This window comes from Sphingomonas sp. PAMC 26617 (assembly GCF_000242835.1).
In the GTDB taxonomy this organism is placed as follows: domain Bacteria; phylum Pseudomonadota; class Alphaproteobacteria; order Sphingomonadales; family Sphingomonadaceae; genus Sphingomonas.
On sequence record NZ_JH594425.1, the window covers coordinates 2,184,262 to 2,209,916 of the forward strand.

Consider the following 25,655-nt stretch of genomic DNA (forward strand, 5'->3'; position numbering starts at 1 on the left):
TGCGACAACAATTCGGTGGACCGCGCCCGGTGTGTTAGCCACATGGGACGTATGCGGTATCGTTCCATCCTGTTGCTTTCGCTGACGGTGCCGATCGCGGCGTGTACGGTCGGGCCGAATTATCATCCCGCTTCTCCGGCTGCGCTGGGGGTGCCGGATGCCTATTCGGTCCCGCTTCCAGCGCAGGAGCGGGGCGACCTGACCGCCTGGTGGACGCAGTTCAACGATCCGCTGCTGACCAGCGTGGTCGAACGCGCGCGCACCAACAACCTCGATATCGCGCAGGCGATCGCGCGGCTGCGGCAGGCGCGCGAGGCGCTCGTCCAGTCGCGCGCGCAGTTGCTGCCGACGCTCAATGGCTCGGCTGGCTATACCCGCTCGCAGAGCATCGTCGGGGGGACCACCACGCTGCCGGGCGGCGCCACCGTCATCACCGGGCGCGGATCGGGCGATACGCTCTCGCTGGGCGCCGACGTGCAATATCAAGTCGGGCTGTTCGGCGAGATCCGCCGCACGGTCGAGGCGAGCCGCGCGCAATATGCGACGTCGGGCTATGATCTCGCGACCGTCCTGCTTTCGACCGAGGCGGAGGCCGCGCGCAACTACATGCTCGCGCGGCTGTATCAGTCACAGCTTGCCAATGCGCGCGCATCGCTCCGGGTGCAGGACGACAATCTCGAGATCGCGGGGTTTCGTGTTCAGGCCGGGCTGGTCTCGTCGCTCGATGCCGAGCAGGCGCGGTCGCAGCGCGCGACCACCGCCGCGACGATCCCGACGATCGAGCAGAATTACAACGCCGCGGTGTCGCGGATCGGCGTGCTGACCGGGCAGGCGCCGGGCGCGCTCAAGGCCGAGCTCGCCGCGACCCAGCCGATCCCGGCCGGGCCGGACAGCGTCGCGATCGGCGTCCCGCTCGATACGCTCCGCCAACGCCCCGACGTCCGCGCGGCGGAGCGCCAGCTTGCCGCGACCACCGCGCAGATCGGCGTGGCGAAGGCGCAACTCTATCCGGCGTTCGCGATCAGCGGGAGCCTGTCGACCGACGCGTCCAAGCTCGGCAATCTGTTCCAGACGGTCGCGGGGCAGGTGTTCGCGGGGCTGACGCAGGCGATTTTCAACGGCGGGCGGCTGCGCTCGCAGGTCCGCAGCAGCGAGGCCGCCGCGGATGGCGCGTTCGCCGCGTACAAGTCGACCGTGCTGCAGGGGCTCGAGGATGTCGAGAATGCCGTCGTCGCGCTCGATTCAGCCAAGCGACGCGCCGAACAGTTCACGATCGCTCTCGACGCCGCCAACACCAGCGCGATCCTGTCGCGCAGCCAGTATCGCGCGGGGCTGACCGATTTCGTCACGCTCAATACCACCGAGACCGCACTGCTCAACGCGCGCAACGGGCTGAGCCAGGCGCAGTCAGACCGCGCGACCGCGCTGGTCCAGCTGTTCCTCGCGCTCGGCGGCGGGTGGGACAGCAGCGCCGACCCGACCGCCACGATCGCGCCCCCCGCGTCCAACCCCATCGTCCGCCAGGAACGCTAAATGGCCAGCACGCCCCCGACCGCCGCAGCCAGCCCCGATCTGGATGCCTTTCTCGGCACCAAGCCTGTCCCCGCGTGGAAACGCTGGGGCAAATGGGTGCTCGTCGCGATTGGTGTTGCCCTGTTGCTGCTGACGCTCAAGAGTTGCTTTGCGGGGACCGCCAAGCCCGATTATGCGACAGCCGCGGTGGAGCGGGGCGCGCTTTCGGTCAGCGTCTCCGCGACCGGCAAGCTCCAGCCGACCAATCAGGTGCAGGTCGGTTCGGAACTGTCCGGGCTCGTCACCAAGGTGGTGGTCGACGTCAACGACCGCGTGACCAAGAACCAGCCGCTCGCGCTGGTCGACCCCTCGCGTTTCCAGGATGCGGTCAATCAGAGCCAGGCCGCGCTCGACGCCGCGATCGCGACGGTCGCGCAGAATCAGGCAACCTTGGCACAGTCCACCGCGACGCTGTCGCGCTATCAGGAAGTCAGCCGCCTGTCGGGCGGGAGGGTTCCTGCGAAAACTGAACTCGACCAGGCGCGGGCCGACCGGGACCGTGCGGTCGCCAATGTCCGCGCGGCGCAGGCGAACGTCGTGTCCGCGCGCGCGACCCTCTCCTCCAACGCGACTCAGCTGGTCAAGACGGTGGTCCGCTCGCCGGTCAACGGCGTCGTGCTCGCGCGGCAGATCGAACCCGGGCAGACCGTCGCCGCATCGTTCAGCACGCCGACGCTGTTCGTCATCGCAGAGGATCTCAGCCGGATGAAGCTGGCGGTGGCGATCGACGAGGCCGATGTCGGTTCGGTCAAGGAAGGGCAAAGCGCGACCTTCACGGTCGATGCGTTCCCCGGCAAGACCTTTCCGGCGGCGATCACGCGGGTCGACCTAGGGTCTAATCTCAGTGCGTCGACGACATCGAGCAGCACGTCGACCGCCACCTCCACCGCGGGGCAGGTCGTGTCGTACAGCGCGACGCTGTCGGTCGCCAACGCCGGGCTCCAGCTTCGCCCGGGCATGACCGCGACCGCCGATATCGTCACCACCGCCAAGCCCAACGTCCTGCTCGTCCCCAACGCCGCGCTGCGCTTCAAGCCGACCGATACGGGGGCATCCAGCGGCAGCAGCGGGATCGCGGGCGCGCTGGTGCCGCGGCCGCGTCGCCGTGGCGGCGCGAACAGCGGCAAGGGCGAGACGGTCAAGCGCGGCGGCGCGCAGACGGTTTATGTGCTCGACGCGGAGGGCACGCCCAAGCCGGTCGACATCACCACCGGCGAGAGCAACGGATCGATGACCGAAGTCCTTGGCGGCGCGCTCAAGCCCGGTGATAAGGTGATCACCGGGCAGCTCGCGAAGGATGCGGGCGGGTCGGCTGGCGGCAGCGGTCAGCGGCGGCGGTCGGGCGGGCAGGGCGGTGGCCAGTAATCCCGCCTCCCCGGCGGTGTCGGCGGCGGCCGCGGTCGCGCCGATCATCTCGCTGCGCGACGTCACCAAGCGCTACGGCGACGGCGCGACCGCGTTCCTTGCGCTCAAGGGGATCGATCTCGACATCGCGCAGGGCGATTTCGTCGCGGTGATGGGCGCGAGCGGGTCGGGCAAGTCGACCACGATGAACATCCTCGGCTGCCTCGACGTGCCGACCGGCGGGACGTTCGCGTTCAAGGGCGTCCATGTCGAGACGCTCGACCGCGACCAGCGCGCGTTGTTGCGGCGCAAGTATCTTGGCTTCGTGTTCCAGGGGTTCAACCTGCTCGCGCGGACGACGGCGCTCGAGAATGTCGAGCTGCCCTTGCTGTATCGCGGCGACGCCAAGACCGCGCGGCGCGCGGCGGCGATGGCGGCGCTCGACAAGGTGGGCCTCGCGAACTGGTGGGACCATACGCCCGCCGAACTGTCGGGCGGACAGCAGCAGCGCGTCGCGATCGCGCGCGCGATCGTCACCAGCCCGGCGGTGTTGCTGGCTGACGAGCCGACCGGGAACCTCGATTCGGAACGCTCGGTCGAGATCATGGAGCTGCTTTCCGGGCTCAACCGCGACAGCGGGATCACGGTGATCATGGTCACGCACGAACCCGACATGGCGGCGTTCGCGCGGACGATCGTGCATTTCAAGGACGGGCTGGTGGAGCGGATCGATACGCAGCATCGTGCTGGGGAGGAACCGGCATGACCCGCGCAACGATTAAGCCCCTCCCCTTCAGGGGAGGGGTTTGGGGTGGGGCCGTGCAGCATTCCGATGCCGTGTTAGCTGCACTGCCCCACCCCAACCCAGTGTCGGGTGAAGGATGCCCCGCATCCTTCAGGCCATGCCGGGGGCATGGCCGACCCGACACTCCTGAAGGGGAGGGGCTTCAATAATGCTCGGCACCACGCTCCTCCTCGCGCTGCGGTCGATCGCGCGCCACAAGTTGCGCTCGTTCCTCACCACGCTCGGCATCATCATCGGCGTCGCCGCGGTCGTGACGATGGTCACGCTCGGCAAGGCGACGACTGCCGCGGTGCAGAAGTCGATCTCGTCGCTCGGCACCAACATTCTCCAGGTCCGCCCGGGGCAGGGCTTCGGGCGTGGCGGCGGCGGCCCGCGTCCGCCCGATTTCAAGCCGCAGGACGCGATCGCGATCCGCGACCAGATCGCGGGCGTCACCGCGGTCGCAGCCCAAGCGGGCACCACCGCGACCGCGATCTACGAGGGCGCGAACTGGTCGACCACGCTCAACGGCACGACCAACGCCTATTTCCAGGTCCAGCCATGGCCGCTGACCGAAGGGCGCACCTTCACGCCCGCCGAAGAAGCCGCGGGCAAGTCGGTCTGCATCATCGGCAATACCGTCAATACCAACCTCTATCGCGGCGGCTCCCCGCTCGGCACGCGGATGCGGATCGGCGGGATTTCGTGCGACGTGATCGGGCGGCTGTCGGCGCGCGGGCAGGCCGGGTTCGGCGGCGATCAGGACGATGTCGTGATCATGCCGCTCAAGGCCGTGCAACGCCGCTTCACCGGTTCGACCGACCTCAAGCTGATGCTCGTCGGGGTCGACCAGGCCTATTCGAGCGCGACGGTCCAGGCCTCGATCGAAGATCTGCTGCGCGAACGGCGCAACATCAACGGCGGCAAGGACGATGATTTCAACATCTTCGACACCGCGCAGATTTCGGCGACGCTGACGCAATCGACCACGCTGCTGACCGGGATCGTCACCGCGGTGGCGGGGATCAGCCTCGTCGTCGGCGGGATCGGGATCATGAACATCATGCTCGTCTCGGTGACCGAGCGTACGCGCGAGATCGGCATCCGCCTCGCGATCGGCGCGGTGGCGGGGGAGGTGCTGTTGCAGTTCCTGGTGGAGGCGATCGCGCTGTCGATGCTCGGCGGACTGATCGGTCTGGTCGTCGCGCAGATTGCGGTGCTGTCGCTCGCGGGGGTGATGAAGGTCGATTTCCTGTTCGATCCGCAGATCAACATGATCGCCTTTGCGATCTCGGCGGTGATCGGGGTGGTGTTCGGCTATTTCCCCGCCCGCCGCGCCGCCGCGCTCAACCCGATCGACGCCCTCCGCCACGAATAGCCGCGCGCAGCGCAACCTCTGAAACCTTCTGCCTTCGTGGCTTTGTGGCTTTGTGCGAGTCCAATCTTCTTCTGAAGAAGGCAGGAGGACTCGCACAAAGCCACAAAGCCACGAAGAGAAGCAGGTTTTTAGGACGCTTGCGCGTCGGTGCGTGGGCGGGCAGGAACACCCGCATGACCAGCTGGAAACTGAGCCTCCCCTGCACCCGCGCCGAAGCGGAGGCGATCGACGCCGCCGAGGATATCGCCGAGGGCGTCGTGCTGATGACGACCGAACTCGAGGAGGACGATCGCGAGCATTGGCGGCTCGACGCCTATCTCGAGGCCGAGCCTGATGCCGCGACGATCGCCACGATCCACGCGCTCGTCCCCAGCGCGGCGGGCGTGACGCCGCAGGTCGAGGTATTGCCCGAGGAGGATTGGGTGACGCTCAGCCAGCAAGGGCTCGAGCCGATCACCGAGGGGCGGTTCGTCGTCCACACCAGCGCGCATCCCGCCGACGTGCCCGCAGGCGGCCGTGCGTTCCTGATCGAGGCGGGGCAGGCGTTCGGCACGGGGCATCATGCGACCACCTCGGGGTGTCTGGCGATGCTCGACCGGATGGAGGGGCAATCCTTCGCGCGCGTCATAGACATTGGCACCGGCACCGGCTTGCTTGCGTTCGCGGCGCGGCATCTGTGGCCGCAGGCGGAGATCGTCGCGACGGACATCGACCCGCGCGCGATCGTGGTGACGGCGGAGAATGCCGAGACGAACGGCGTCGAAGCGGTCGACCTGATCGTCGCGGACGGGACGCTCGACGACACGATCGTCGCGCGCGCGCCCTATGATCTGGTGATCGCGAATATTCTCGCGGGGCCGCTCGTCTCGATGGCACCCGAGCTTGCCGCCATCGCCGCGCCGCATGCGACGATCGTGCTGGCAGGGCTGCTCGAGACGCAACGCGCCGACGTGGTCGCTGCGTTTGCGGGGTGCGGGTGTGTGCTTGAGGAGACCGATCGTCGTGGCGACTGGTCGATCCTGCGGCTGAGCGCGGGGAGCGAGCGCTATGTGCCGACGCAGCCGATCGATCCCAAGGGGCGGGATGGCTGGGCGCTGGATCTGTAGGGGGCGCTAAAGCCTAACGACACCCCCCGTTCGTTTCGAGCGAAGTCGAGAAACCTGCGTGGTGCCGGGTTTCTCGACTTCGCTCGAAACGAACGGGAGGGGAGGGAAGAAACGAGCGGGGAGGAAGAGAGACGGGAGGAGGGCCGCGCACATTGCTGCGCGCGGCCCGTCCCGATCAAATGAAGCGGTTGATCAGATTCTCGATCCGCTCCTGGCGACCAGAGCGCGGCTGCGGGTCGATGCTGTGCTCGACTGCGAGATCCGCGATGCCCGCGAGATCGAGACCACCGACCTTCTGGCCGAAGTCCGCATCCCAACCGGCGTACCGCTCGGTCCTGATCGAATCGAGGCGACCGTCCTCGATCAGCGCCGCTGCATTGAGCAGGCCCTTCGCGACGACGTCGATCGCGCCGACATGGCCGTGGAACAGGTCGACCGCGTCCATCGACTGGCGGCGGACCTTGGCGTCGAAGTTGAACCCGCCGGTGGTGAACCCACCCGCGCGGATGATCTCGAGATTGGCGAGCGTCAGTTCCTCGACCGAGTTGGGGAACTGGTCGGTATCCCAGCCATTCTGCGGATCGCCGCGGTTGGCGTCGATCGAGCCGAAGATGCCGAGCGCTGCCGCGGTCGCGATCTCATGCTCGAACGTGTGGCTGGCGAGGGTCGCGTGGTTCGCCTCGATGTTGACCTTCACCTCGTTCTCGAGGCCGTAGCGCTTGAGGAAGCCGTACACCGTCGCGGTGTCGAAATCATACTGGTGCTTGGTCGGCTCGAACGGCTTCGGTTCGATCAGGATCGTGCCGGTGAAGCCGATCTTGTGCTTGTGCTCGACGACGAGCGACAGGAAGCGCCCGAGATTGTCGAGCTCGCGCTTGAGATCGGTGTTGAGCAGCGTCTCATAGCCCTCGCGACCGCCCCACAGCACGTAGTTCTGGCCACCCAGGCGATGCGTCGCTTCGAGCGCGTCACGGACCTGCATCGCGCCGAACGCGAACACTTCCGGGTTGGGGTTGGTCGCGCCGCCGGCGGCGAAGCGCGGGTGGCTGAACAGGTTGGCGGTGCCCCACAGCAGCTTGCGACCCGACGAGGCCTGCAGCCGCTCCAGATGATCGACGGCTTCGGCGAAGTTGCGGCGATGTTCGGTGATGTTGGCGGCATCCGCCATCACGTCGACGTCGTGGAACGCGTAGAAGGGGATGTCGAGCTTGGTAAAGAAGTCGAACGCGACTTCGCGCTTCTGCGCGGCGGCGGCTGCATCGTTCGCGCCGGCATGCCACGGGCGGTTGAACGTCCCGCCACCGAACACGTCCGACCCCGGCCAGCAGAAGGTGTGCCAGAAGCACGCGGCGAAGCGCAGATGGTCTTCCATCCGCTTGCCCATGACGACCCGGTCCTTGTCGTAATAGCGATAGGCGAGCTCGTCGTCGGTCTCGGGGCCCTTGAAGGCGATCTGGGGGATGTCGGCAAAGAAATCATTGGCCATTGGGGCGCTCCTTCGAAAAGTCAGTTGGATGCGGTGAGGGGGGCGATGCGGGCGTAGGCGGCGCGGAACGCAGCCTTCTTGGGCGCAAGCCGTGCGGTCAATTCCGCATCGGGGGTGATCCGGTGCGAAACGGGTGGGGCGACGCAGACTTCAGCCGGGGTCCCGCCGTCGACCGCGATCTGCGCGAGCCGGGCCGCGCCGAGTGCGGGGCCGACTTCGCCGCCCTGGAGATACACCAGCGGGACCTCCATCGCGGCGGCAAGCGTCTCGCCCCAGTAGCGCGAGCGCGCGCCGCCGCCGATGACCGCGAGTTCGGCAACCTCGGTGCCCGCTTCGCGCAGCACGTCGAGCCCGTCCGCCAGCGCGAACGCGACGCCTTCCAGAACCGCCTGCGCGAGCCGGTTGGGATCGGTGTCATTGTCGAGCCCGAAGAACGCGCCGCGGACCTGCGCGTCATTGTGCGGTGTGCGTTCGCCGGAGAGATAGGGGAGGAAAATCTCGGGACCGTTGGCGACACCCGCCGCCTCGGCGCGCTGGAACAGCTCGGCGGCACCGGCGGCGCCGGTCAGGCGGGCGACCCAGTCGATGCACGAGGCGGCACTCAGGTGGACCGCCATCTGGTGCCACATGTCGGGCAGGCAATGCGCGAACGCATGGACCGCGCGCGCCGGGTTGGGGCGGAATGCGTCATTGGCGACGAAGATGACGCCCGAGGTACCGAGCGACAGCAACGCCTTGCCATCGGTGACGACCCCGACACCCGCAGCACCGCCGGCATTGTCGCCAGCGCCACCCGCGACCGGAACCTGCGCCATGCCCCACGCCTCGGCGATATTGGCGCGGAGCGTGCCTGCGACATCGGTACCCTCGACCAGCCGCGGCATCTGCGCCTCGGTCAGCCCGCAGGCGGCGAGCAGCGTCTCGCTCCAGCGACGGCCCGCGACGTCGAGCCACAGCGTGCCCGCCGAATCCGACATGTCGGACGCCTTCTCGCCGGTCATCCGCAGCCGGACATAGTCCTTGGGCAACAGCACGGTCGCGACCTGCGCGAAGATCTCGGGCTCGTGGCGGCGGACCCATTCGAGCTTGGGCGCGGTGAAGCCCGGCATCACGATGTTGCCGCCGACGGTGCGGAACTCTCCGGTGGCCGCTTCCAGCGCCGCGCATTCGGCGAAGGAGCGCCCGTCGTTCCACAGGATCGCGGGGCGCAAAGGTTTATCGTCCGCGCCGAGCAGGGTCGCGCCGTGCATCTGCCCGGCAAGCCCGATCCCGCGCACCGACCGGCGAACCTCCGGGTCGATCGCAAGGACCGCGGCGGTCGTCGCCTTCCACCAGTCCTCGGGGTCCTGTTCGGACCACAAGGGCTGGGGCCGCTGAACGGTGAGCGCCGCGACGCCCTGGCCGACGACCACGCCATGCGTGTCGAGGACGACGGCCTTGACGCCCGACGTGCCGATATCGATTCCGAGGAACATTCGCGGCCTTACTTGAGCAGGGGGTCGATCGTCTTGATCGTCCCGTCGGTGTTGAAGGTCAGCTCGGTCACCTTGACGTTGCGCAGGTGGTTCTTGTTGCTCAGCTGCGTGTCCGCATAGAACAGCCACCATTTGCCGCCGGTCTGGATGATCGAGTGATGCGTCGTCCAGCCCTGCACCGGGTTCATGATATGCCCGCGATAGGTGAACGGGCCGTACGGGTTCGTGCCGGTCGCATAATTGAGGAAGTGCGTGTCGCCGGTCGAGTAGGTGTAATAATATTGCCCGCCACGCTTGAACATCCACGACGCTTCGAAGAAGCGCTTCTCATGGTCGGCGCCGAGGATCGGCTTGCCGTTTGCGTCGAGGATCACCGCGTCGCGCGGCGTTTCGGCGAGGCTCTTCATGTCGGGGTTCATCCGCGCGACCTTGCCGGTCAGCGCGGGCTGGCCGTCCTGCAACAGATCGGTATCGCTGCCGTTGGGGTCGAACGTCCCGTTCTTCCAGCGCTGAAGCTGCCCGCCCCAGATGCCGCCGAAATACATGTAGCTCTTGCCGTCCGCGTCGGTGAAGACTGCGGGGTCCATCGAGAACGCGCCCGCGATCGGCTTGGGATCGGCCTTGAACGGACCCATCGGGCTCTTCGAGGTCGCCACGCCGATCATGAACTTGCCGAGGCCGTTCTTGTCCTTGGTCTTGTCGCGCGCCGGGAAGTACAGATAATAGGTGCCGTTCTTGTAGGCAGCATCGGGTGCCCACATCTGCTGCGACGCCCAGGGGACCTGCTTCACGTCGAGCGCGACCGGGCCGACCGTGACCGGCGCGCCGATCCGGTCCATCTTCAGGATGCGGTAATCGTGCATTGCATATTCGTTGCCGAGATCGTCGTCGGGGATGTCGGTCGGGACGTCGTGGCTCGGATAGACGTAGATCTTGCCGCCGAAGACATGCGCCGAGGGATCGGCGGTGTAGATCGACTTGACCAGCGGCTGCGACAGGAAGCGCTTGGCGTCCGTCTGACCGGTTTGCGCGGGGTGAGCCTGCGCGATCAATGCGGTGGCGAGGCCTGCGCCGCCAAGGCCGCACAGTGCGGCCAGATACATGCCCTTCTTCATCCTGGATCTCCCGAATCTCGCGCTCGTTGGCGCGTGTTGAGGGAAAGTTAGCGCTACCAGACGGGTTCGACAAGGAGTTTCGACGTGTGGGGCGTGTCGTCGCCCCGTACCATCCTCGCTTAAAGGTCCCCTTGCAGGCGGGCGTTCTCTAACTCTTCCGTCATCCTGAACTTGTTTCAGGATCCAGCCCTCCGCGAGTGGGGCCCGGGCTTGTTGCGCGGTGGATGCTGAAACGAGTTCAGCATGACGGCAGAATTGGGGGGGGCGCGGTGATGATCGACCTGTTGGACGCCCCCGCCAGGGGTTTCGCGGAGGCGGGGATCATGGAGCGGCGGCGCCCGAAGCCATGACGCAGTGGAGGGAAAGTCGCCTACCGCTCCCCCGTCGCGAGCCGATACCCGACCCCCGGCTCGTTGATCAGCAACCGCGGCACCGCCGCATCCTGCTCGAGCTTTTGCCGCAACCCGCGGATCACGATGCGCAGGTAATCGACATGGCTTTCATGCGCCGGCCCCCAGACGGTACGCAGCAATTGCGCATGGCCGATCACGCGGTCGGGCCGCTTCGCAAGCTCGGCGAGCACGTCATATTCCTTGGGCGGCAAGTGCACGACCTCGCCCCCGCGCCGGACCCGGCGATGTTCGAGATCGATCTCGACGTCCCCCGCGGTCACGTTGACTCGCTCCGCCTGTGTCGCCAGCCGATGCCGGAAGGCGGTGCGCAACCGCGCGAGCAATTCCTCGGTGTCGAACGGCTTGATCAGATAATCGTCCGCGCCGAGATCGAGCGCGGCGACCTTCTCAGCCGTCTCGTCGCGCGCCGAGACGACCAGCACCGTCGCCTGCGAGCGCGCCTTGATCAGCTGGATCATCTCCAGCCCGTCGCGGTCGGGCAGGCCGAGGTCGAGCAGCACCGCGTCGGGCTTGGCGATGTCGACCAGCGACAACCCCTCGCGTGCGGTGCTCGCTTCGGACACGGTGTGCCCCGCGCGTTCGAGGGCGACGCGCAGCAACCGGCGGATGTGCGCGTCGTCTTCGACGATCAGGACTTTATGGGCGGGCATGAGACGCCTGTTACGGCCGCTTGCTCATCCGGTCGAGCGCAAGGTTGAGCGCGAGCACGTTGACCCGCGGTTCGCCCAGGAACCCGAGCAGCGGGGTTTCCGCCGTCTGCGCGACCAACTGGCGAACGCGCGCCTCGTCGATCCCGCGCGCCCTGGCGACGCGCGCAGTTTGATAAAAAGCCGCCTCGGGGCTGATATGGGGATCGAGCCCCGAGGCGGAGGCCGTCACCAGATCGGCGGGAACAGTAGAACCTGGTGCCGTAACTTGTGCCGCGGCCATGTCGGTCTTGACCCGGTCGACCAGCGCCTTGCTGGTGGGACCAAGGTTCGAGCCCGACGAAGCGGTCGCGTCATACCCCTTGCCGGCCGCCGACGGGCGACCGTGGAAATAGCTAGGCCCGGCAAAGCCCTGGCCGATCAGCGCGGAGCCGATCACGGTCCCCTTCGCGTCGCGGAGGAGGCTGCCGTTGGCCGCCCCCGGCGCGATCACCTGGCCGAGGCCGGTGAGCGCGAGCGGGTAGACGAGGCCGAGCAGGAGCGCGAACAGGAGCGTCAGGACGATCGCTGGACGCAGGGCGGATTTGAGATCGGTAAGCATGGTTCAGATCCTCAGGCGAGGTGGAGGCCGGCGACCACGAGGTCGATCAGCTTGATCCCGATGAACGGCGCGATCAGGCCGCCGAGGCCGTAGACCGCGAGGTTGCGTGCGAGCAGCGGCCCGGCGCCCATCGGTGTGTATTTGACGCCCTTGAGCGCGAGCGGGACGAGCAGCGGGATGATCAGCGCGTTGAAGATGATTGCCGACAGGATCGCGCTGTTCGGGCTCGACAGCCCCATCACGTTGAGCACGCCAAGCCCCGGATAGAGCACGACGAACATCGCCGGGATGATCGCGAAATACTTGGCGACGTCATTGGCGACCGAGAAGGTCGTCAGCGCCCCGCGCGTCATCAGCAACTGTTTGCCCAGGCCCACGATCTCGATCAGCTTGGTCGGATCGCTGTCGAGGTCGACCATGTTGCCCGCCTCGCGCGCGGCCTGCGTGCCGGTGTTCATCGCCACGCCGACATCGGCCTGTGCAAGGGCAGGGGCGTCGTTGGTGCCGTCCCCGCACATCGCGACGAGCTTGCCGCCCTGCTGTTCCTTGCGGATCAGCGCGAGCTTGTCCTCAGGCGTGGCTTCGGCGAGGAAATCGTCGACGCCGGCCTCCGCAGCGATCGCGGCCGCGGTGAGCGGGTTGTCGCCGGTGATCATCACCGTGCGGATCCCCATCCGGCGCAGCTCGACGAAGCGTTCGCGGACACCTGCCTTGACCACGTCCTTGAGCGCGACCGCCCCGAGCAGCCGCCCGTCGCGCAGCACCGCGAGCGGAGTCATACCGCCGCGCGCGATCTCGTCGGTGATGCGCTTGAGCTCGACCGCGCCAGCCGCGTCCGAAGGCAGCGTCTTGAGGATCGAATCGACCGCGCCCTTGAGCACCGTGACCTGACCGATCTTGACCCCCGACGCGCGGGTCTGCGCGGTGAACGGGATGATCTCGGCATCGGCCGGGAGCACTGCGTTCTGGTGGAACTGCTCGCGTGCCAGCACGACGATCGAGCGGCCCTCGGGCGTCTCGTCGGCAAGGCTCGCGGTCATCGCGGCTTCGGCGAGCGTCGCGACGTCGATCCCGGCGAGCGCGCGGAATTCGCTTGCCTGGCGGTCGCCGATCGTGATCGTCCCGGTCTTGTCGAGCAGCAGGACGTCGATATCGCCCGCCGCCTCGACCGCGCGGCCCGACTTGGCGAGCACGTTGAAGCGGACCAGCCGGTCCATCCCGGCAATGCCGATGGCCGACAGCAGCGCCGCGATCGTCGTCGGGATCAGCGTGATGAGCAGCGCGGCCAGCACCGCAACCGAAATTCCGCCACCGGCGTAGTTAGCGAAGCCCGGGATCGTCGCGACCGCGATCAGGAAGATGATCGTCAGGCCGACGAGCAGGATCGTCAGCGCGATCTCGTTGGGGGTCTTCTGGCGTTCGGCGCCTTCGACCAGCGCGATCATCCGGTCGAGGAAGCCCTGGCCGGGTTCCGCGGTGATCTGCACCGTGATCTGGTCGGAGATAACGCGCGTGCCCGCGGTCACCGCGGAACGGTCGCCGCCCGCCTCGCGGATGACCGGCGCGCTCTCGCCGGTGATCGCCGCCTCGTTGACCGAGGCGACGCCGACGATGACTTCGCCGTCCGCGGGGATCAGGTCGCCCGTCTCGACCAGGACCTTGTCACCCTTGGCGAGTTGCGTGGCGGGGACGAGTTCCCACGCGCCAGCAACGTCGATCAGCTTCTTCGCCTTGAGTTCGGACTTGGTCGCGCGGAGGCTTGCCGCCTGCGCCCGGCCGCGCCCTTCGGCAAGGGCTTCGGCGAAGGTGCCGAACAGCACCGTCAGCCACAGCCAGACGATCAGCTGGATCTGGAACGAGGCGGCGAGCGGCTCGCCCCCCATCGCCAGCAGGACGGTGAGGAGGAGCGCGACCACTGCCGTGGTGAAGAGCACGGGGTTCTTCACCAGCTGGCGGGGGTCGAGCTTCTTGAACGAGTCGCCGATCGCCGGGACGACCAGCTTCGCCGAGAACATGGAGGATGCGGTTGCCATTGTCAGGACCTTCAGAAAAGCTGGCCGTTGATCATCGCGAGATGATCAGCGATCGGGCCGAGGGCGAGGCTGGGCAGGAAGGTGAGGCCGCCGAGGATCAGGATGATCCCGACGAGCAACCCGATCCACAGCCCGCCCGTGGTCGGGAACGAGCCCGCGCCGGCGGGAATGTGCTTCTTGGCGGCAAGGCTGCCCGCGATCGCGAGCACCGGCACGATGATGAAGAACCGCCCGAACCACATCGCGACCGACAGCATCCCGTTGTACCAGGGCGTGCCGGCGGAAAGACCTGCAAAGGCGGAGCCGTTGTTCGCGGTCGCCGAGGTGAAGGCGTAGAGGATCTCCGCAAAGCCATGCGGCCCCTTGTTGAGCGGCCCCGCGAGCCCGTCGGGCATCACCGCGCTGAGCGAGGTCAGCCCGAGAATGCACAGCGGCAGGATCGCGATCGCGAGGACCGCGAGCTTGACCTCGCGGGCTTCGATCTTCTTGCCGACATATTCGGGGGTGCGCCCGACCATCAGCCCCGCGACGAACACCGCGAGGATCGCGAACAGCAGGAAGCCATAGACGCCAGCGCCGACGCCGCCGATGACGATCTCGCCGAGCTGCATGTTGAACAGCGGGATCATCCCGCCGAGCGGCGTGAAGCTGTCGTGCATCGCGTTGACCGCGCCGCACGAGGCGGCGGTGGTGACGACCGCGAACAGCGCGGACGCGGCGGTGCCGAAGCGGACTTCCTTGCCCTCCATGTTGCCACCGGCGACGCCGATGTGCTGGAGGATCGGGTTGCCCTGCGCTTCCTGCCAGTAGCAGACGGTGATCCCGGCAAGGAACAGCACGGTCATCGCGCCGAGGATCGCCCAGCCCTGGCGTGTATCGCCGACCGCCTTGCCGAAGGTCCAGGTCAGCCCGACGCCGATCGCAAAGATCGACAGCATCTGGACGAGGTTGGTGACCGCGGTCGGGTTTTCGAACGGATGCGCGCTATTGGCGTTGAAGAAGCCCCCCCCGTTGGTGCCGAGCATCTTGATCGCTTCCTGGCTTGCGACCGGTCCCAGAGCGATCGTCTGCTTGACGCCTTCTAGCGTCGTCGCATCGACCGACATGGCGAGCGTCTGCGGCACGCCGCTGACGATCAGGAACAGCGCATAGACGACGCAGATCGGGAGCAGCACGTAGAGCGTGACGCGCGTCAGATCGGCCCAGAAATTGCCGATCGTCTTCATCTCGCGCCGCGCAAAGCCGCGGAACAAGGCGAAGGCGACCGCGATGCCGGTGGCGGCGCTAAGGAAATTGTGAATCGTCAGCCCGAGCATCTGGCTCAGGTTCGACATCACCGCCTCGCCCGAATACCACTGCCAGTTGGTGTTGCTGACGAACGAGATCGCGGTGTTCATCGCGCCGTCCGGCCCGACGCCGGCAAACCCGCGCTGGTCGAGCGGCAGGAACGCCTGGAGCCGCAGCACGGCGTAGGTCAGCAGCACGGTGACGAGCTGGAACAGCAACATGTGGACCGCGTACCGACGCCAGCCCTGCTCGACGGTCGGGTCGATTCCGGCGAGCTTGTAGAAGCCGGTCTCGACGGGGCCGAACACGACGTGGAGCGGGGTGCGCCGCCCCTCGTAGAGCGCGAACAGCCACATCCCCATCGGCTTGGCGATCGCCGCCAGAATGGCGACAAAGAGCGCGATCAGCGCCCATCCCTGAATGGTCATCGATGCAGGTCCTTCAGAACCGCTCGGGCCGGACGAGCACGGCGACGAGATACAGGAGGAGGCCGACCGCGGTCAGCCCGGCGAGCGCGAGGTGCAGCGACATCTCAGGCTTCATCACACAGGCGGACGAAGGCGAGGGTCAGCAGAAACAGCCCGCCAAGAATGGCGAGCCAGAGAAGATCGGGCATGTTGGGGCCTTTCCCGGCGACTCCGCCCCGAATGGCGGCTTCTGAGGCGCGAGATAGGCGCGGTGTGCATTAAGGTGCGCCGGGTAAGGCGCGGGCGGGGCATTAAGAATGCATAAGGTTTGCGCGTGTGCGGTGGCGTTGTGGGGGCGGGGTGCCTAGGCTTTGTCTGTGATTTGCCGTTGTACCCCTGCCGTCATTCCCGCGAACGCCGGAATCCATTGGTTCCGCCGGCCGGCCGTAGTGCGGAGGTGCTGCCTTATGGATCCCCGCCTCCGCGGGGATGACGGAGGGGCGGGTGGCTTCGCAACCGTTACCCGTCACCCCGGCCCTGTGCCGGGGTCCACCGCCGGCCAGGCCCAACGCTTGCGGAGTTCGCGGCGCGGTGGATGCCGGGACGAGCCCGGCATGACGGGACTACACCCGAAAGCCCCCGCATGCCGGTAACCGACGACCGTCCATCGCCCGACGCTCTTCTCCGCGCCGCGAAGCGCGAGGCGCGGGGCAAGCTCAAGATCTTCCTCGGCGCCGCCCCCGGTGTCGGCAAGACCTTCGAAATGCTCCGCGAAGGTGCCGAGCGCCTCAAATCGGGCACCGACGTCGTCATCGCGATCGTCGAGACGCACGGCCGCGCCGAGACGCAGGCGCTGGTCGCGCCGCTCGAAATCCTCCCGCGCCGCCAGATCGCCTATCAGGGGCACAGCCTCGACGAGATGGACATTGACGGCTTGCTCGCGCGCGGCCCCCAACTCGCGCTGGTCGACGAATTCGCGCACACCAACGTCGCGGGCAGCCGTCACCCCAAACGCTGGCAGGACGTGATGGAACTGCTCGACGCGGGGATCGACGTGTACACCACGCTCAACGTCCAGCATGTCGAGAGCCTCAACGACGTCGTCGCAAGCTTCACCCGCGTCCGCGTCCGCGAGACCGTCCCCGACAGCGTGTTCGACGATGCCGAGGTCGAAGTAGTCGATTTGCCGCCCGACGAGCTGATCGAGCGACTGAAGGCGGGCAAGGTCTATATCCCCGCCGAGGCGACCCGCGCGCTCGACCGCTTCTTTTCCAAGGCGAACCTGTCCGCTTTGCGAGAAATGGCGCTGCGCCGTGCGGCGCAGAGCGTCGACCAGGCGATGCTCGAGCATCTCGACACCCACGCGGTCGGCGGGACCTATGCCGGGGGGGAGCGCGTGCTGGTCGCGGTCAGCGAACTGCCCGGATCGGAAACGCTGGTTCGCGCCGCCAAGCGGCTCGCCGACGCGCTCAAAGCGCCGTGGCAGGCGGTCTCGATCGAGACCCCGCGCACCGAAAGCTTCGGCGATGCGCAGCGCCGCCAGATCGCCGACACGCTGAGCCTCGCGGCCAGCCTCGGCGCGACCATAGCGACGATCCCGGCCGAGAATGTCGCGAGCGGCCTGCGCGCGCAGATCGAAGAAATGCGCGCGACCCAGCTCGTCATCGGCAAATCGATGCGCAGCTGGTGGTTCACGCTGCGCCACGGGTCGGTGGTGGAGGCGATGCTTGCGGGGACCGACGGGCTCGCGATCCACGTCATCCCCGCCGGAACCGCGCCGCCGCGCCAGCGCACGCTGGCGATCCGCGCCGAATGGGGGCTCGCGGTCAAATCCGCGGCGGTCTTCGCGCTGGTTGCGCTCACCGCCGCGTTCGCCAAGCTGGTCGAGCCGGTGATCGGCGTCGGCGGAATCGACCTGATCTTCCTGCTGCCCGTCATCATCGCCTCGGGGCGGTTCGGTCTGTGGCCGGGGGTGACGACCGGACTGCTTGCGGGGCTGACGTATAACTTCCTGTTCCTGCCCCCGCTCTACACCTTCACAATCGCGGACCCGCAAAGCCTGCTGACGATGTTCGTGCTGATCGGTATCGCGACCTTTACCGCCAACCTGACCGGCCGCCTCAAGATTCGCGCGACGCTGGGGGTACGCGGCGCGCAGGAGAATGCCGCGGTCGCCGCGTTCGGGCAGGCGCTCGCGCGCGTGTCGGACTGGGAGGCGACCAGTCGCACCGTCAGCAGCGAGATGGCGCGGCTGCTTGGCCTGTCGGTGATCGTGCTCGACGATCGTGACGGGCAGCTCGAATGTATCGCATGGTCGAGCGAGGAGATGCCGACCTTCGGTCCGGTCGACCGCGCCGCCGCCGACTGGTGCTGGAGCAAGGGCGAGGCGACCGGCGCAGGAACGGGAACATTGGTGTCGTCCGACTGGCAGTTTCAGCCGCTCAAGACATCGCTCGGCGTGCTCGCGGTGGTCGGCCTGTCGGCACATGATGGCGGCGATCCAGTTGGCGCGGGGCGCGCGGTATTGCTGGCGACGCTGCTCGGGCAGGCGGCGCTCGCGCACGAACGGTTGAAGCTCGAGGACCAGGTCCGCGAAGTCTCGGTGCTGCGCGAACGCGACCGGCTGCGCGCGGCGTTGTTGTCCTCGATCGGGCACGATCTGCGCACGCCGCTGACGTCGGTGGCGGCAGCGATCGACGCGATCGCGCGGGATCATCCCGATGCGCCCACCGTGCCCGTCGCGCGAAGCGAAGTCGCACGGTTGCGGCGGTTCCTCGACAATCTGGTCGACATGGTGCGGATCGATTCGGGCGCGCTCAAGCTCGCGCCCGAGGCGACCGACCTGACCGACGCGGTGGCAAGCGCGGTGCATGACCTCAAGACCTTGCTCCACGGCAGCCGGATCGACCTGCGCGTGCCCCCCGACCTGCCGCTGGTACAGGCGGACCCGACGCTGCTTCATCACATCCTGATCAACCTGCTTGCCAATGCCGCGGTCCACGGCGGTGCGGGCGCGATCGAGATCGGCGGGCGGCGGGTGCGCGACGAAGTGACGCTGTCGGTGCGCGATCACGGGCCGGGGTTGCACCCGGGGTCGGAAGCGCAGGTGTTCGAGACGTTCGCGCAGGGGCGTGGTGGCGACCGGCATGGCGGGAGCGGTCTCGGCCTGGCGATCGCCAAGGGTTTTGCCGAGGCGATGGGCGTGGGGATCGCCGCGCATAACGATCCCGAGGGGGGCGCGGTGTTCAGCCTGTGCTTCCGGTTGCGCTGATCCGCTGCGGCTAGTGCGCCGGGCGTGATCCGGCGAAAGGCCCGAACCGCCTGCGCAACTGACTGATCCGATCGACGATCATCGTTTCGATGCCGGGCGGACGGTCGTGTGCGCGCCACAAGGCGAACAGCGTCGCCAGGTAGCACGCCAGCGCCGTCCCACCACAGGCGGCGAGCCCGATGGCTAGCGGAATGCCGCGAAGATCGTGCAAAACCGGGCGAAGCGCGAACAGTGTCAGCACCATCACCATGCCCGCACCCAGCGGACGCCATGTGCCGAGAAGCTGATCGACGATCGACAGCCCGATCAGCCGCCTGACAAGCCAGCTACAGACGGCGAGCATCAGGACCGCACTGATCACCCGTCCTGCAATCAGGCCGTACGTTCCGTAATAATAGGCGCCCACGAAAACCAACGGGATCTTCAGCACGAGTTCCACCACGTTGCGGTGCAAGGTGATTTCGGTCCGGCCCGTCGTCATGGCGAGCGAGACCAACGGCGCGGTGATCAGGGCCGGTATCAACGGCAGGGCGAGCCATTGCAGCATCGGCCAGCACGCTTGCCATTTCGGCCCGAGGGCAAGCCGGACGACGGGTTCGGCCAACAGGCTCAGCCCCAATACAATCGGCAGGCCCGTCGTCAGCATCATCCCGACCGACCGCGCATAGGCGCGGCTGAGTCGCTGCGCGTCCCCTTGCAGGGCGGCAAAGGCGCCGAGCAGAGGCCGCGTGATTGGCTTGATCATCGCCTGGTCCGGGATGGCGGCAAGGTCACCAGCCAGCGAGAAGCTGCCGAGTTCCGCCTTCCCGACAAATCGCGCCAGCATCAGCCGGTCGATCTGCCAGTTGAGCGCGCCGATCGTCTGGGACGCGGTCATCCATCCGACGAAATGCGAAAACACGCTCCAGCGCGCGAGCGACCACCGGGGGCGGTAGGGCGCGAACCAATAGGTCAGTGCCATCGTTGCGACCGGCGCTGCGACCGTTGCGGTCGCGAGCGCCCAATAGCTCCGTGTCATAATGGCGAGCGGGACCGCGCATCCGAGCGCGACGATCTTGCCGATCACCTCGATCAGCAGGTCGCGGCGAAAGTCGATCGCGCGCGCGTAATGCGCCATTGCCGGGCTCATCAGCCCGCGCACCGTCGGCGCGATACTGAGGAAGCAGATCAGCGGTACCAGGCGTGGCTCATGATAGAGAAGCGCGAACGGCCAGGCGAGCGCGGCGAGGATCAACGTCAGCACGCCACCGCGGATCAGACCGATCGTGAAGGCGGTGTCGAGCAGATCGGGCGTGATCGCGTCCGACCGGACAAGCACTTGCGTGATCGGGATCTCGAAGATCGCCTCGACGATCTGCACCAGCGTGAGCGCGACGGCGACCATCCCGAAATCGGCGGGCAGCAAGAGGTTGGCGAGCAACAGAAGACCGACGAAGTCGATCGAGCGGGTGCCGAGCTTGGACGCGATCAGCCATGCCGCGCCGGACAGCGTCCGGCCTGCCAGATCCTGCGGCCGCTCGGTCATCGCGTTTTGCCGGAAGGCAGAGGAGGGCGCAGCACCGCTCGCGGGTCTTTTCCGGGGAAGGTCGGCAACGCGGGTTGCGCCCGTCGCGCGGCTACGTCGTGGCCGGGAGGCATGGCGGAAGCGTTGGTCGTCATGCGCTAGCCACGGTCCTGCCAGGCGGCGGCAACGACGGCGGAAAAGTCCGTCCGAAACCGATCCGGACTGAACGTGCGCGCGCGCGCGACCGCCCGGGCCGGATCGAAGGCTGGCAGCCAGCTCTCGAACCGGTCGAGCGCCTCGAGCAATGCCTCGACCGACTTTTCGGCAAAGAACACGCCGGTTTCCTCGGCAACGACCGTTTCGACCGCGCCGCCGCGGGCGAAGGCGATGACCGGGCGGCCGGAAGCCATGACCTCGACGGGGATCAGCCCGAAATCCTCCTCCGCGGTGAATACCAGCGCGCGGGCGCCGGCATAGGCGTCGCGCAACGCGGAGAACCCCATGCGCCGCGTAAAGCGGATCGACGGTCCGGCCCTTGCCTGCAGCGATGCCAGCATCGCGCCATCGCCAATGACGTGCAGTTTCCGGCCACTCTGGTTGAACGCGTCGATCGCCAGGTCGGGGCGTTTGTACGGGACCAGTTGGCCGACCCAGAGATATTCGTCGGTCGCATACGGGGCGGGGGCGAAAAGTCGCGTATCGACCGGCGGGTAGACGACGGTGGCCGCGCGCCCCCAGCTCTTGGCGATCCGTCGCCGGATATAGTCGCTGTTCGCCATGATACGGTCTGGCCGTGCCGCGCTGACCGTGTCCCACATTCGCAGCGATGGCGCGAACAATGGCATCAGCAGACGGGCCGCCGCGCCCCCGTCGGCATGATATTGGGCGTATTGATCCCACAGATAGCGCATCGGCGAGTGGCAATAGGTGACGTGGACCGCGTCGGGGCGCGTGATGATCCCTTTCGCGGGTCCGGCTTCACAGCTGATCACCAGATCGTAAGCGCTCAGGTCAAGCGCCTCGAGCGCGCGGGGCATCAGCGGCAAATACTTCTGATAGTGGCGTGTCGCAAACGGCAGTCGCGCAATAAAGGTCTGAAATATCTTGTGCTTCAGGATCGTCGCGGAGATGGCGCTACGATCTACGACATGCGTGAAGATATCGGCATCGGGGTACATCCGGCAAAGATGCTCGAGAACGCGTTCCCCTCCACACATCTGGACGAGCCAGTAATGAATGATCGCTACGCGCACCCCGGCCCCCATATGCTGCGCGAGACCTAGCCGTGCCGCAAGGTCGGAGTCCAGCATGGGATGACAGTATTTGCGATGACTTAGACAAAGGGCAGCGCGATCAGCCCGTCATATACCAGCGCGTCGGCTTCCCGGGATACTCCGCAACCAGCCAGGCATAGCGCGTGCTGTACCAGGGGTCGATGAAGTTCGATCGGCTGTCGAGGACCACGTCCCCCGCATCGAGCCGCGCGATCAGCACCGTGTGCAGACCGATATCGGTACGATAGACGATCGCGAAGAACAGGCGGGCAGGCGCAAAGCCGGCGGCGATCAGGTCAAGTCGCTTCTGGATCGCGAGATCCTCGCAATCGCCGGACGCGTTGCGGCCCGATCCGCTCGGCCGCCACAGCTCGGGCACGCCGTATAACGACTGGTCGCTCTGCTGGCGCACATGCGCGTTGATCGAGGCATCGATGCGTTTCAGCAGCCGCATCCGTTCCGCGTCGTCGCGGTCATCCTGCGCCGGAGCAGGGGTTGGTGTGAGGAACGATGCGCCTCCGCCCGTCTCGTCGGGAGCGTCGGACTGCGCGGCGCTACGGCGCGGTGCCGGGGGTAGCGCCCCCGCCAGCGTCGTGCAGACGCCCGGTTGTGCCTGGCACAATTCGATGAACGCGCGCGGCATCGGGCTGGCGGCGCCAACCGGAATGAAACGCGGGCCTGCCGCCTTTGCCGCCGTCGGCATCGCCCCTGCAACCGTCAAACCCAACACAAGCAACAAAAAGCGCGTCACGACCGACCCCGTTCGAATGGTCGTGAAGCTTTGCTCGTGCGGCGGTTATGGAAGCGTTACGTGTGCCAGATAAATCATAGTAAACAAGGATTTAATGTGCTTTAATGAGACAGAAGATGCCACGCCGGCAGCAAGATGGCAGCCCAGGCAAGCACACCGCATCCGACCGTCGCGACGATCCGTACAAGAGGTGGCCAGCGTTCTGCGTCAGTTTGACTAGAGCGTTGCGGCGTGGCCCTTTTTAGCGTGAACAGGTGCCGCCGATGAGCGGATGACGGCCACGCGCGTTCTTCAGGGAGGCGAACTTTGCGGGGCAACATGGCAAGCAATCCTGTACAGCGGTTGCCGACCGTAACCTGATCCAGGTCGTAGTGATAGCGCTTGTCTGTCAATCCTTTGGAGTATGGCTTTGTTTTGCAGGGGGATAAACTGCATCGAACAACGCTGTTCGCAGCCCCATTCCTGCTGAAGCGGGGGTGATCGGGCGCAGATGGACCGGCCCTTTGTCTGAGGTGGCTATTGCAGGACGTATGCCTCCTATAGAGTATACCCTTGACGCGGTTCCATCTATACTGTCGACACTACGCCTTAGGTGATGTAAAGCATGATAGAATTGTACAAAGATTGCCGAATCATCATCAATTTCCAGATCTGAGAGTATCCGAACGGTGAGTACCTAGATGATGTACAAAACTGTAAGGCATTACATCAGTTTGTGTATTTGTACTCTGACGGCAGTTACGGGGCAGGCCCCGGCGGCTTATGGTATAACCATGAGCCAGGCTGCATATGTCGCGCCGGCGGCCGTGTCCGTCGGAGAGGATCCGCTGGAAGCCGATTATACGCTTGGGGTCGCAGACAAGGTTCGCGTGATCGTCTTCGACGAACCGTCGCTGTCGGGCGAGTTTGTGGTCAATGCGAACGGATCATTATCGATGCCGTTGATCGGGGATGTTCGTGCCATCGGCAATACCGCCGGCGATATCGCGCAGACCATCCAGGCAAAGCTTCGGCAGGGATATGTCCTGGAACCCCGTGTCAGCATCGATATACTGACCTTCAGGCCATTCTATATTCTTGGCGAAGTAAACAAGCCCGGGGAATATCCATATTCGTCGGGGTTGACCGTTGACGGTGCCGTAGCGACTGCGCAGGGATATACCTACCGGGCAGAGAAGAAGTCGATTTATATAAAACGCGCTGGAGAAGCGCGCGCGGTGAAAATGAAGCTCACGCCGGATCTCAAGATACGGCCGGGGGATACCATCAGGGTCGGTGAGCGGTATCTGTGATGATCGACTCTGTAAGGGCGTTGGTCTTGGAATATGCCAGCCAACAAGCTGGTGTAGGGGAACGTGAAGGGATTGCAGCATGATGGGTTCCGGAGCGCTTCGTATCGTTGCCATGCTGTTGTCCGGCACGTCCATTTCGGCTGACGTCTCTTATGGCCCCGCTGGGCTTCCGGCGCTGGAGGATCAGGCGCAGGCCGCACCCTCAGCGCCGGATGCATCGCCGCAACCCGACCAGGAGCAACAAATCTCGCAACTGGCCGCGCTGCTGATCGCCGCCTTGCAGACAAAGGGGCTCCAGCGCGGCCAGATCGAAGGCCAGTTATCGCTGGCGATCGGCCAGTCGCAAGCTGCATGCGGCGTGTCGCAGTCGGCGCTGACGCGCGCGGCGGCGCAGGTTGGCCAGCTCAGCCCGGACGCCGCGGTCGCGGTCCGCAATATCACCGGGGCACTGGCACGGTGCGAGGTCAATGGCACCGCGGCACTCGCCAATGCGCAGACCCTTGTCGAGCAGGGAACGACCCTGGGGCTTTCGGGGGGAAGTTCGAACTACACGAGTCAATAGCGTTGCATTGCTGGGGGGCATCGAATGACGCAAAGCGTAAGCTTCTGTACTCTGGGGATCGGCTTCGTCGCCCCGTTCGTCGTGTTCGGATCGACCCCGGTCTTTGCACAGAATGTCGGCGACAGCTTCGTCGTGCCCAACCTGCCGATCCAATATGATCGCGGGCGGAACACCGGCGTTCTGGACCGGTCGCGGCCGGAGTTTGACGCGCTCGGCGTCAAGCTCGGCGGGTTCACGCTGTTTCCGCGCGTGGAGACGACGCTGGGCTATTCCGACAATGTATACCAGACCGATACCGCCCGGACCGGAGACGCCTCGTTCGAGCTCTCCCCCAGCGCGCGGCTTGCAAGTGACTGGTCGCGCAATGCCTTAACGCTGGAAAGCGGCGCGGGCATCAAGCGGTTCCTGTCCGAGACGCGGCGAAACCAGGAGACCTGGTACGTCGGCGGATCGGGACGGTACGATGTCGGTGGGCAGATCACGGTTTCCGGTTCGGCGCGAACGCAACGTGCGGTCGAACCTCCGACCTCGGCCGCTTATCCGACGGCCGCGGCGGCGGCGTCGCAATATCAGACGACGCAATTTCAGCTCAATGCGGGATATGCGCCGGGGCGATTGCGGCTGCAGGGCGGGGTCGGTTTCGTCGCGCTCGGTTTCGACGATGTCCTGACGTTCGGCAACGGCGTGATCAGCCAGCGGAACCGCAATTCGCACACGTCGAGCGGGACCGGCCGCGCCGAATACGCGCTCAGCCCCGATACCTCTTTGTTCGTCCAGGGAAGTTACGAACGGGTCGATTATGCGCGCCCGCTGGCGAGCGGCATCCCGAACCGCAGTTCGGATACGTATCGCGCGCTCGGGGGCGCGACGTTCGATCTGAGTACGTTGCTTCGGGGGTCGGTCGGGATCGGCTATATCCGGCGCAGCTATGACGCCGCCATCTATCGCAGCATCGGCGGCCTGACGGCGGAGGCCCGTCTCGAATATTTCCCGTCACCGCTGACGACCGTCACGCTGACCGGGCGTCGTCTGATCGAGGATGCGTCCTTCACGAACTCGGGCGGTTTCGTGAACAATACCGCGGCGCTGCGGGTCGATCACGAACTGCTGCGCTATGTCCTGCTCAATGCGCAGGTCGGCTATGAGCGCGATACCTATCGCGGGTCGAACGCGAAGCTCGACATCGTCCGGGCAAGCGGTGGCGTGCGGTATGTCGTCACACGGATTTTCGGAATTGGCGCGTCGGTGACGCACGACCTGCGTTCCGCGAAGGGCACGGGGGCGGGCACGTCCTATCACGAAACCCGCTTCCTGCTGTCGCTCGTGGCGCAGAAATGACGTTCCTCGTCGAAA

Annotated in this window: 20 protein-coding genes; 9 read left to right on the forward strand and 11 right to left on the reverse strand. The window is 66.3% G+C overall.

What is annotated here, in order from left to right:
• Positions 1 to 51 precede the first annotated feature (51 nt).
• The 5 genes from RH91_RS09640 (at position 52) to RH91_RS09660 (ending at position 6,184) form a co-directional block, all read left to right on the forward strand.
• A complete protein-coding gene (locus tag RH91_RS09640; protein ID WP_010162506.1) occupies positions 52 to 1,533 on the forward strand; it encodes an efflux transporter outer membrane subunit in 1,482 nt (493 codons plus the stop codon).
• Positions 1,534 to 2,937, forward strand: a complete 1,404-nt coding sequence (locus RH91_RS09645; protein WP_010162507.1) for an efflux RND transporter periplasmic adaptor subunit — start codon at positions 1,534 to 1,536, stop codon at positions 2,935 to 2,937.
• Positions 2,870 to 3,682, forward strand: a complete 813-nt coding sequence (locus RH91_RS09650; RefSeq protein WP_010162508.1) for an ABC transporter ATP-binding protein — start codon at positions 2,870 to 2,872, stop codon at positions 3,680 to 3,682. Before RH91_RS09645 ends, RH91_RS09650 begins: the two co-directional genes overlap by 68 nt.
• 187 nt (positions 3,683 to 3,869) lie before the next feature.
• Positions 3,870 to 5,078, forward strand: coding sequence for an ABC transporter permease (locus tag RH91_RS09655; RefSeq protein WP_010162509.1), 1,209 nt, complete (start codon positions 3,870 to 3,872; stop codon positions 5,076 to 5,078).
• Positions 5,079 to 5,251: 173 nt separating this feature from the next.
• Positions 5,252 to 6,184, forward strand: coding sequence for a 50S ribosomal protein L11 methyltransferase (locus RH91_RS09660; protein WP_010162510.1), 933 nt, complete (start codon positions 5,252 to 5,254; stop codon positions 6,182 to 6,184).
• A gap of 175 nt (positions 6,185 to 6,359) precedes the next feature.
• Here RH91_RS09660 and xylA read toward each other — a convergent pair whose 3' ends face one another.
• From xylA to RH91_RS09700, 8 genes are all read right to left on the reverse strand, one after another.
• Positions 6,360 to 7,670, reverse strand: a complete 1,311-nt coding sequence (gene xylA, locus RH91_RS09665) for a xylose isomerase (RefSeq protein ID WP_010162511.1) — start codon at positions 7,668 to 7,670, stop codon at positions 6,360 to 6,362.
• Between the two features lie 20 nt (positions 7,671 to 7,690).
• A complete protein-coding gene (gene xylB, locus RH91_RS09670; RefSeq protein ID WP_010162512.1) occupies positions 7,691 to 9,145 on the reverse strand; it encodes a xylulokinase in 1,455 nt (484 codons plus the stop codon).
• Positions 9,146 to 9,153: 8 nt separating this feature from the next.
• Complete coding sequence (locus RH91_RS09675; protein ID WP_010162513.1) at positions 9,154 to 10,260, reverse strand: glycoside hydrolase family 43 protein; 1,107 nt, start codon at positions 10,258 to 10,260, stop codon at positions 9,154 to 9,156.
• 370 nt (positions 10,261 to 10,630) lie between these two features.
• Positions 10,631 to 11,323, reverse strand: a complete 693-nt coding sequence (locus RH91_RS09680) for a response regulator (RefSeq protein WP_010162514.1) — start codon at positions 11,321 to 11,323, stop codon at positions 10,631 to 10,633.
• Positions 11,324 to 11,333: 10 nt separating this feature from the next.
• Positions 11,334 to 11,921: a potassium-transporting ATPase subunit KdpC gene (gene kdpC, locus RH91_RS09685; protein WP_010162515.1), complete on the reverse strand. Its 588-nt coding sequence runs from the start codon at positions 11,919 to 11,921 to the stop codon at positions 11,334 to 11,336.
• A gap of 11 nt (positions 11,922 to 11,932) precedes the next feature.
• Complete coding sequence (gene kdpB, locus RH91_RS09690; RefSeq protein ID WP_029623747.1) at positions 11,933 to 13,954, reverse strand: potassium-transporting ATPase subunit KdpB; 2,022 nt, start codon at positions 13,952 to 13,954, stop codon at positions 11,933 to 11,935.
• 11 nt (positions 13,955 to 13,965) lie between these two features.
• A complete protein-coding gene (gene kdpA, locus RH91_RS09695; protein WP_010162517.1) occupies positions 13,966 to 15,669 on the reverse strand; it encodes a potassium-transporting ATPase subunit KdpA in 1,704 nt (567 codons plus the stop codon).
• A gap of 13 nt (positions 15,670 to 15,682) precedes the next feature.
• Positions 15,683 to 15,784 (reverse strand): potassium-transporting ATPase subunit F, encoded by a 102-nt coding sequence (locus RH91_RS09700; RefSeq protein ID WP_010162518.1) that lies wholly within the window; start codon positions 15,782 to 15,784, stop codon positions 15,683 to 15,685.
• 507 nt (positions 15,785 to 16,291) lie between these two features.
• On the opposite strand from RH91_RS09700, the gene RH91_RS09705 reads away from it, so the two are divergent.
• Complete coding sequence (locus RH91_RS09705) at positions 16,292 to 18,919, forward strand: sensor histidine kinase (RefSeq protein WP_010162519.1); 2,628 nt, start codon at positions 16,292 to 16,294, stop codon at positions 18,917 to 18,919.
• A 10-nt stretch (positions 18,920 to 18,929) separates the two neighbouring features.
• On the opposite strand, the gene RH91_RS09710 is transcribed toward RH91_RS09705, so the two are convergent.
• The 3 genes from RH91_RS09710 to RH91_RS09720 all read right to left on the reverse strand — a co-directional run bounded on the left by RH91_RS09710 (position 18,930) and on the right by RH91_RS09720 (position 22,400).
• A complete protein-coding gene (locus RH91_RS09710; RefSeq protein WP_010162520.1) occupies positions 18,930 to 20,444 on the reverse strand; it encodes a lipopolysaccharide biosynthesis protein in 1,515 nt (504 codons plus the stop codon).
• Between the two features lie 137 nt (positions 20,445 to 20,581).
• Positions 20,582 to 21,733, reverse strand: a complete 1,152-nt coding sequence (locus RH91_RS09715) for a glycosyltransferase (RefSeq protein ID WP_010162521.1) — start codon at positions 21,731 to 21,733, stop codon at positions 20,582 to 20,584.
• A gap of 43 nt (positions 21,734 to 21,776) precedes the next feature.
• Positions 21,777 to 22,400, reverse strand: a complete 624-nt coding sequence (locus tag RH91_RS09720; RefSeq protein WP_010162522.1) for a transglutaminase-like cysteine peptidase — start codon at positions 22,398 to 22,400, stop codon at positions 21,777 to 21,779.
• Positions 22,401 to 23,221: 821 nt separating this feature from the next.
• Here RH91_RS09720 and RH91_RS09725 point away from each other — a divergent pair.
• The 3 genes from RH91_RS09725 (at position 23,222) to RH91_RS09735 (ending at position 25,640) form a co-directional block, all read left to right on the forward strand.
• Positions 23,222 to 23,740: a polysaccharide biosynthesis/export family protein gene (locus tag RH91_RS09725; RefSeq protein WP_010162523.1), complete on the forward strand. Its 519-nt coding sequence runs from the start codon at positions 23,222 to 23,224 to the stop codon at positions 23,738 to 23,740.
• 79 nt (positions 23,741 to 23,819) lie between these two features.
• Positions 23,820 to 24,302, forward strand: coding sequence for a hypothetical protein (locus RH91_RS09730; RefSeq protein WP_232283463.1), 483 nt, complete (start codon positions 23,820 to 23,822; stop codon positions 24,300 to 24,302).
• A gap of 24 nt (positions 24,303 to 24,326) precedes the next feature.
• The gene (locus RH91_RS09735) at positions 24,327 to 25,640 is read left to right on the forward strand and encodes an outer membrane beta-barrel protein (RefSeq protein ID WP_010162525.1); all 1,314 of its coding nucleotides are present in this window, start codon (positions 24,327 to 24,329) and stop codon (positions 25,638 to 25,640) included.
• The last annotated feature ends 15 nt before the right edge of the window (positions 25,641 to 25,655 follow it).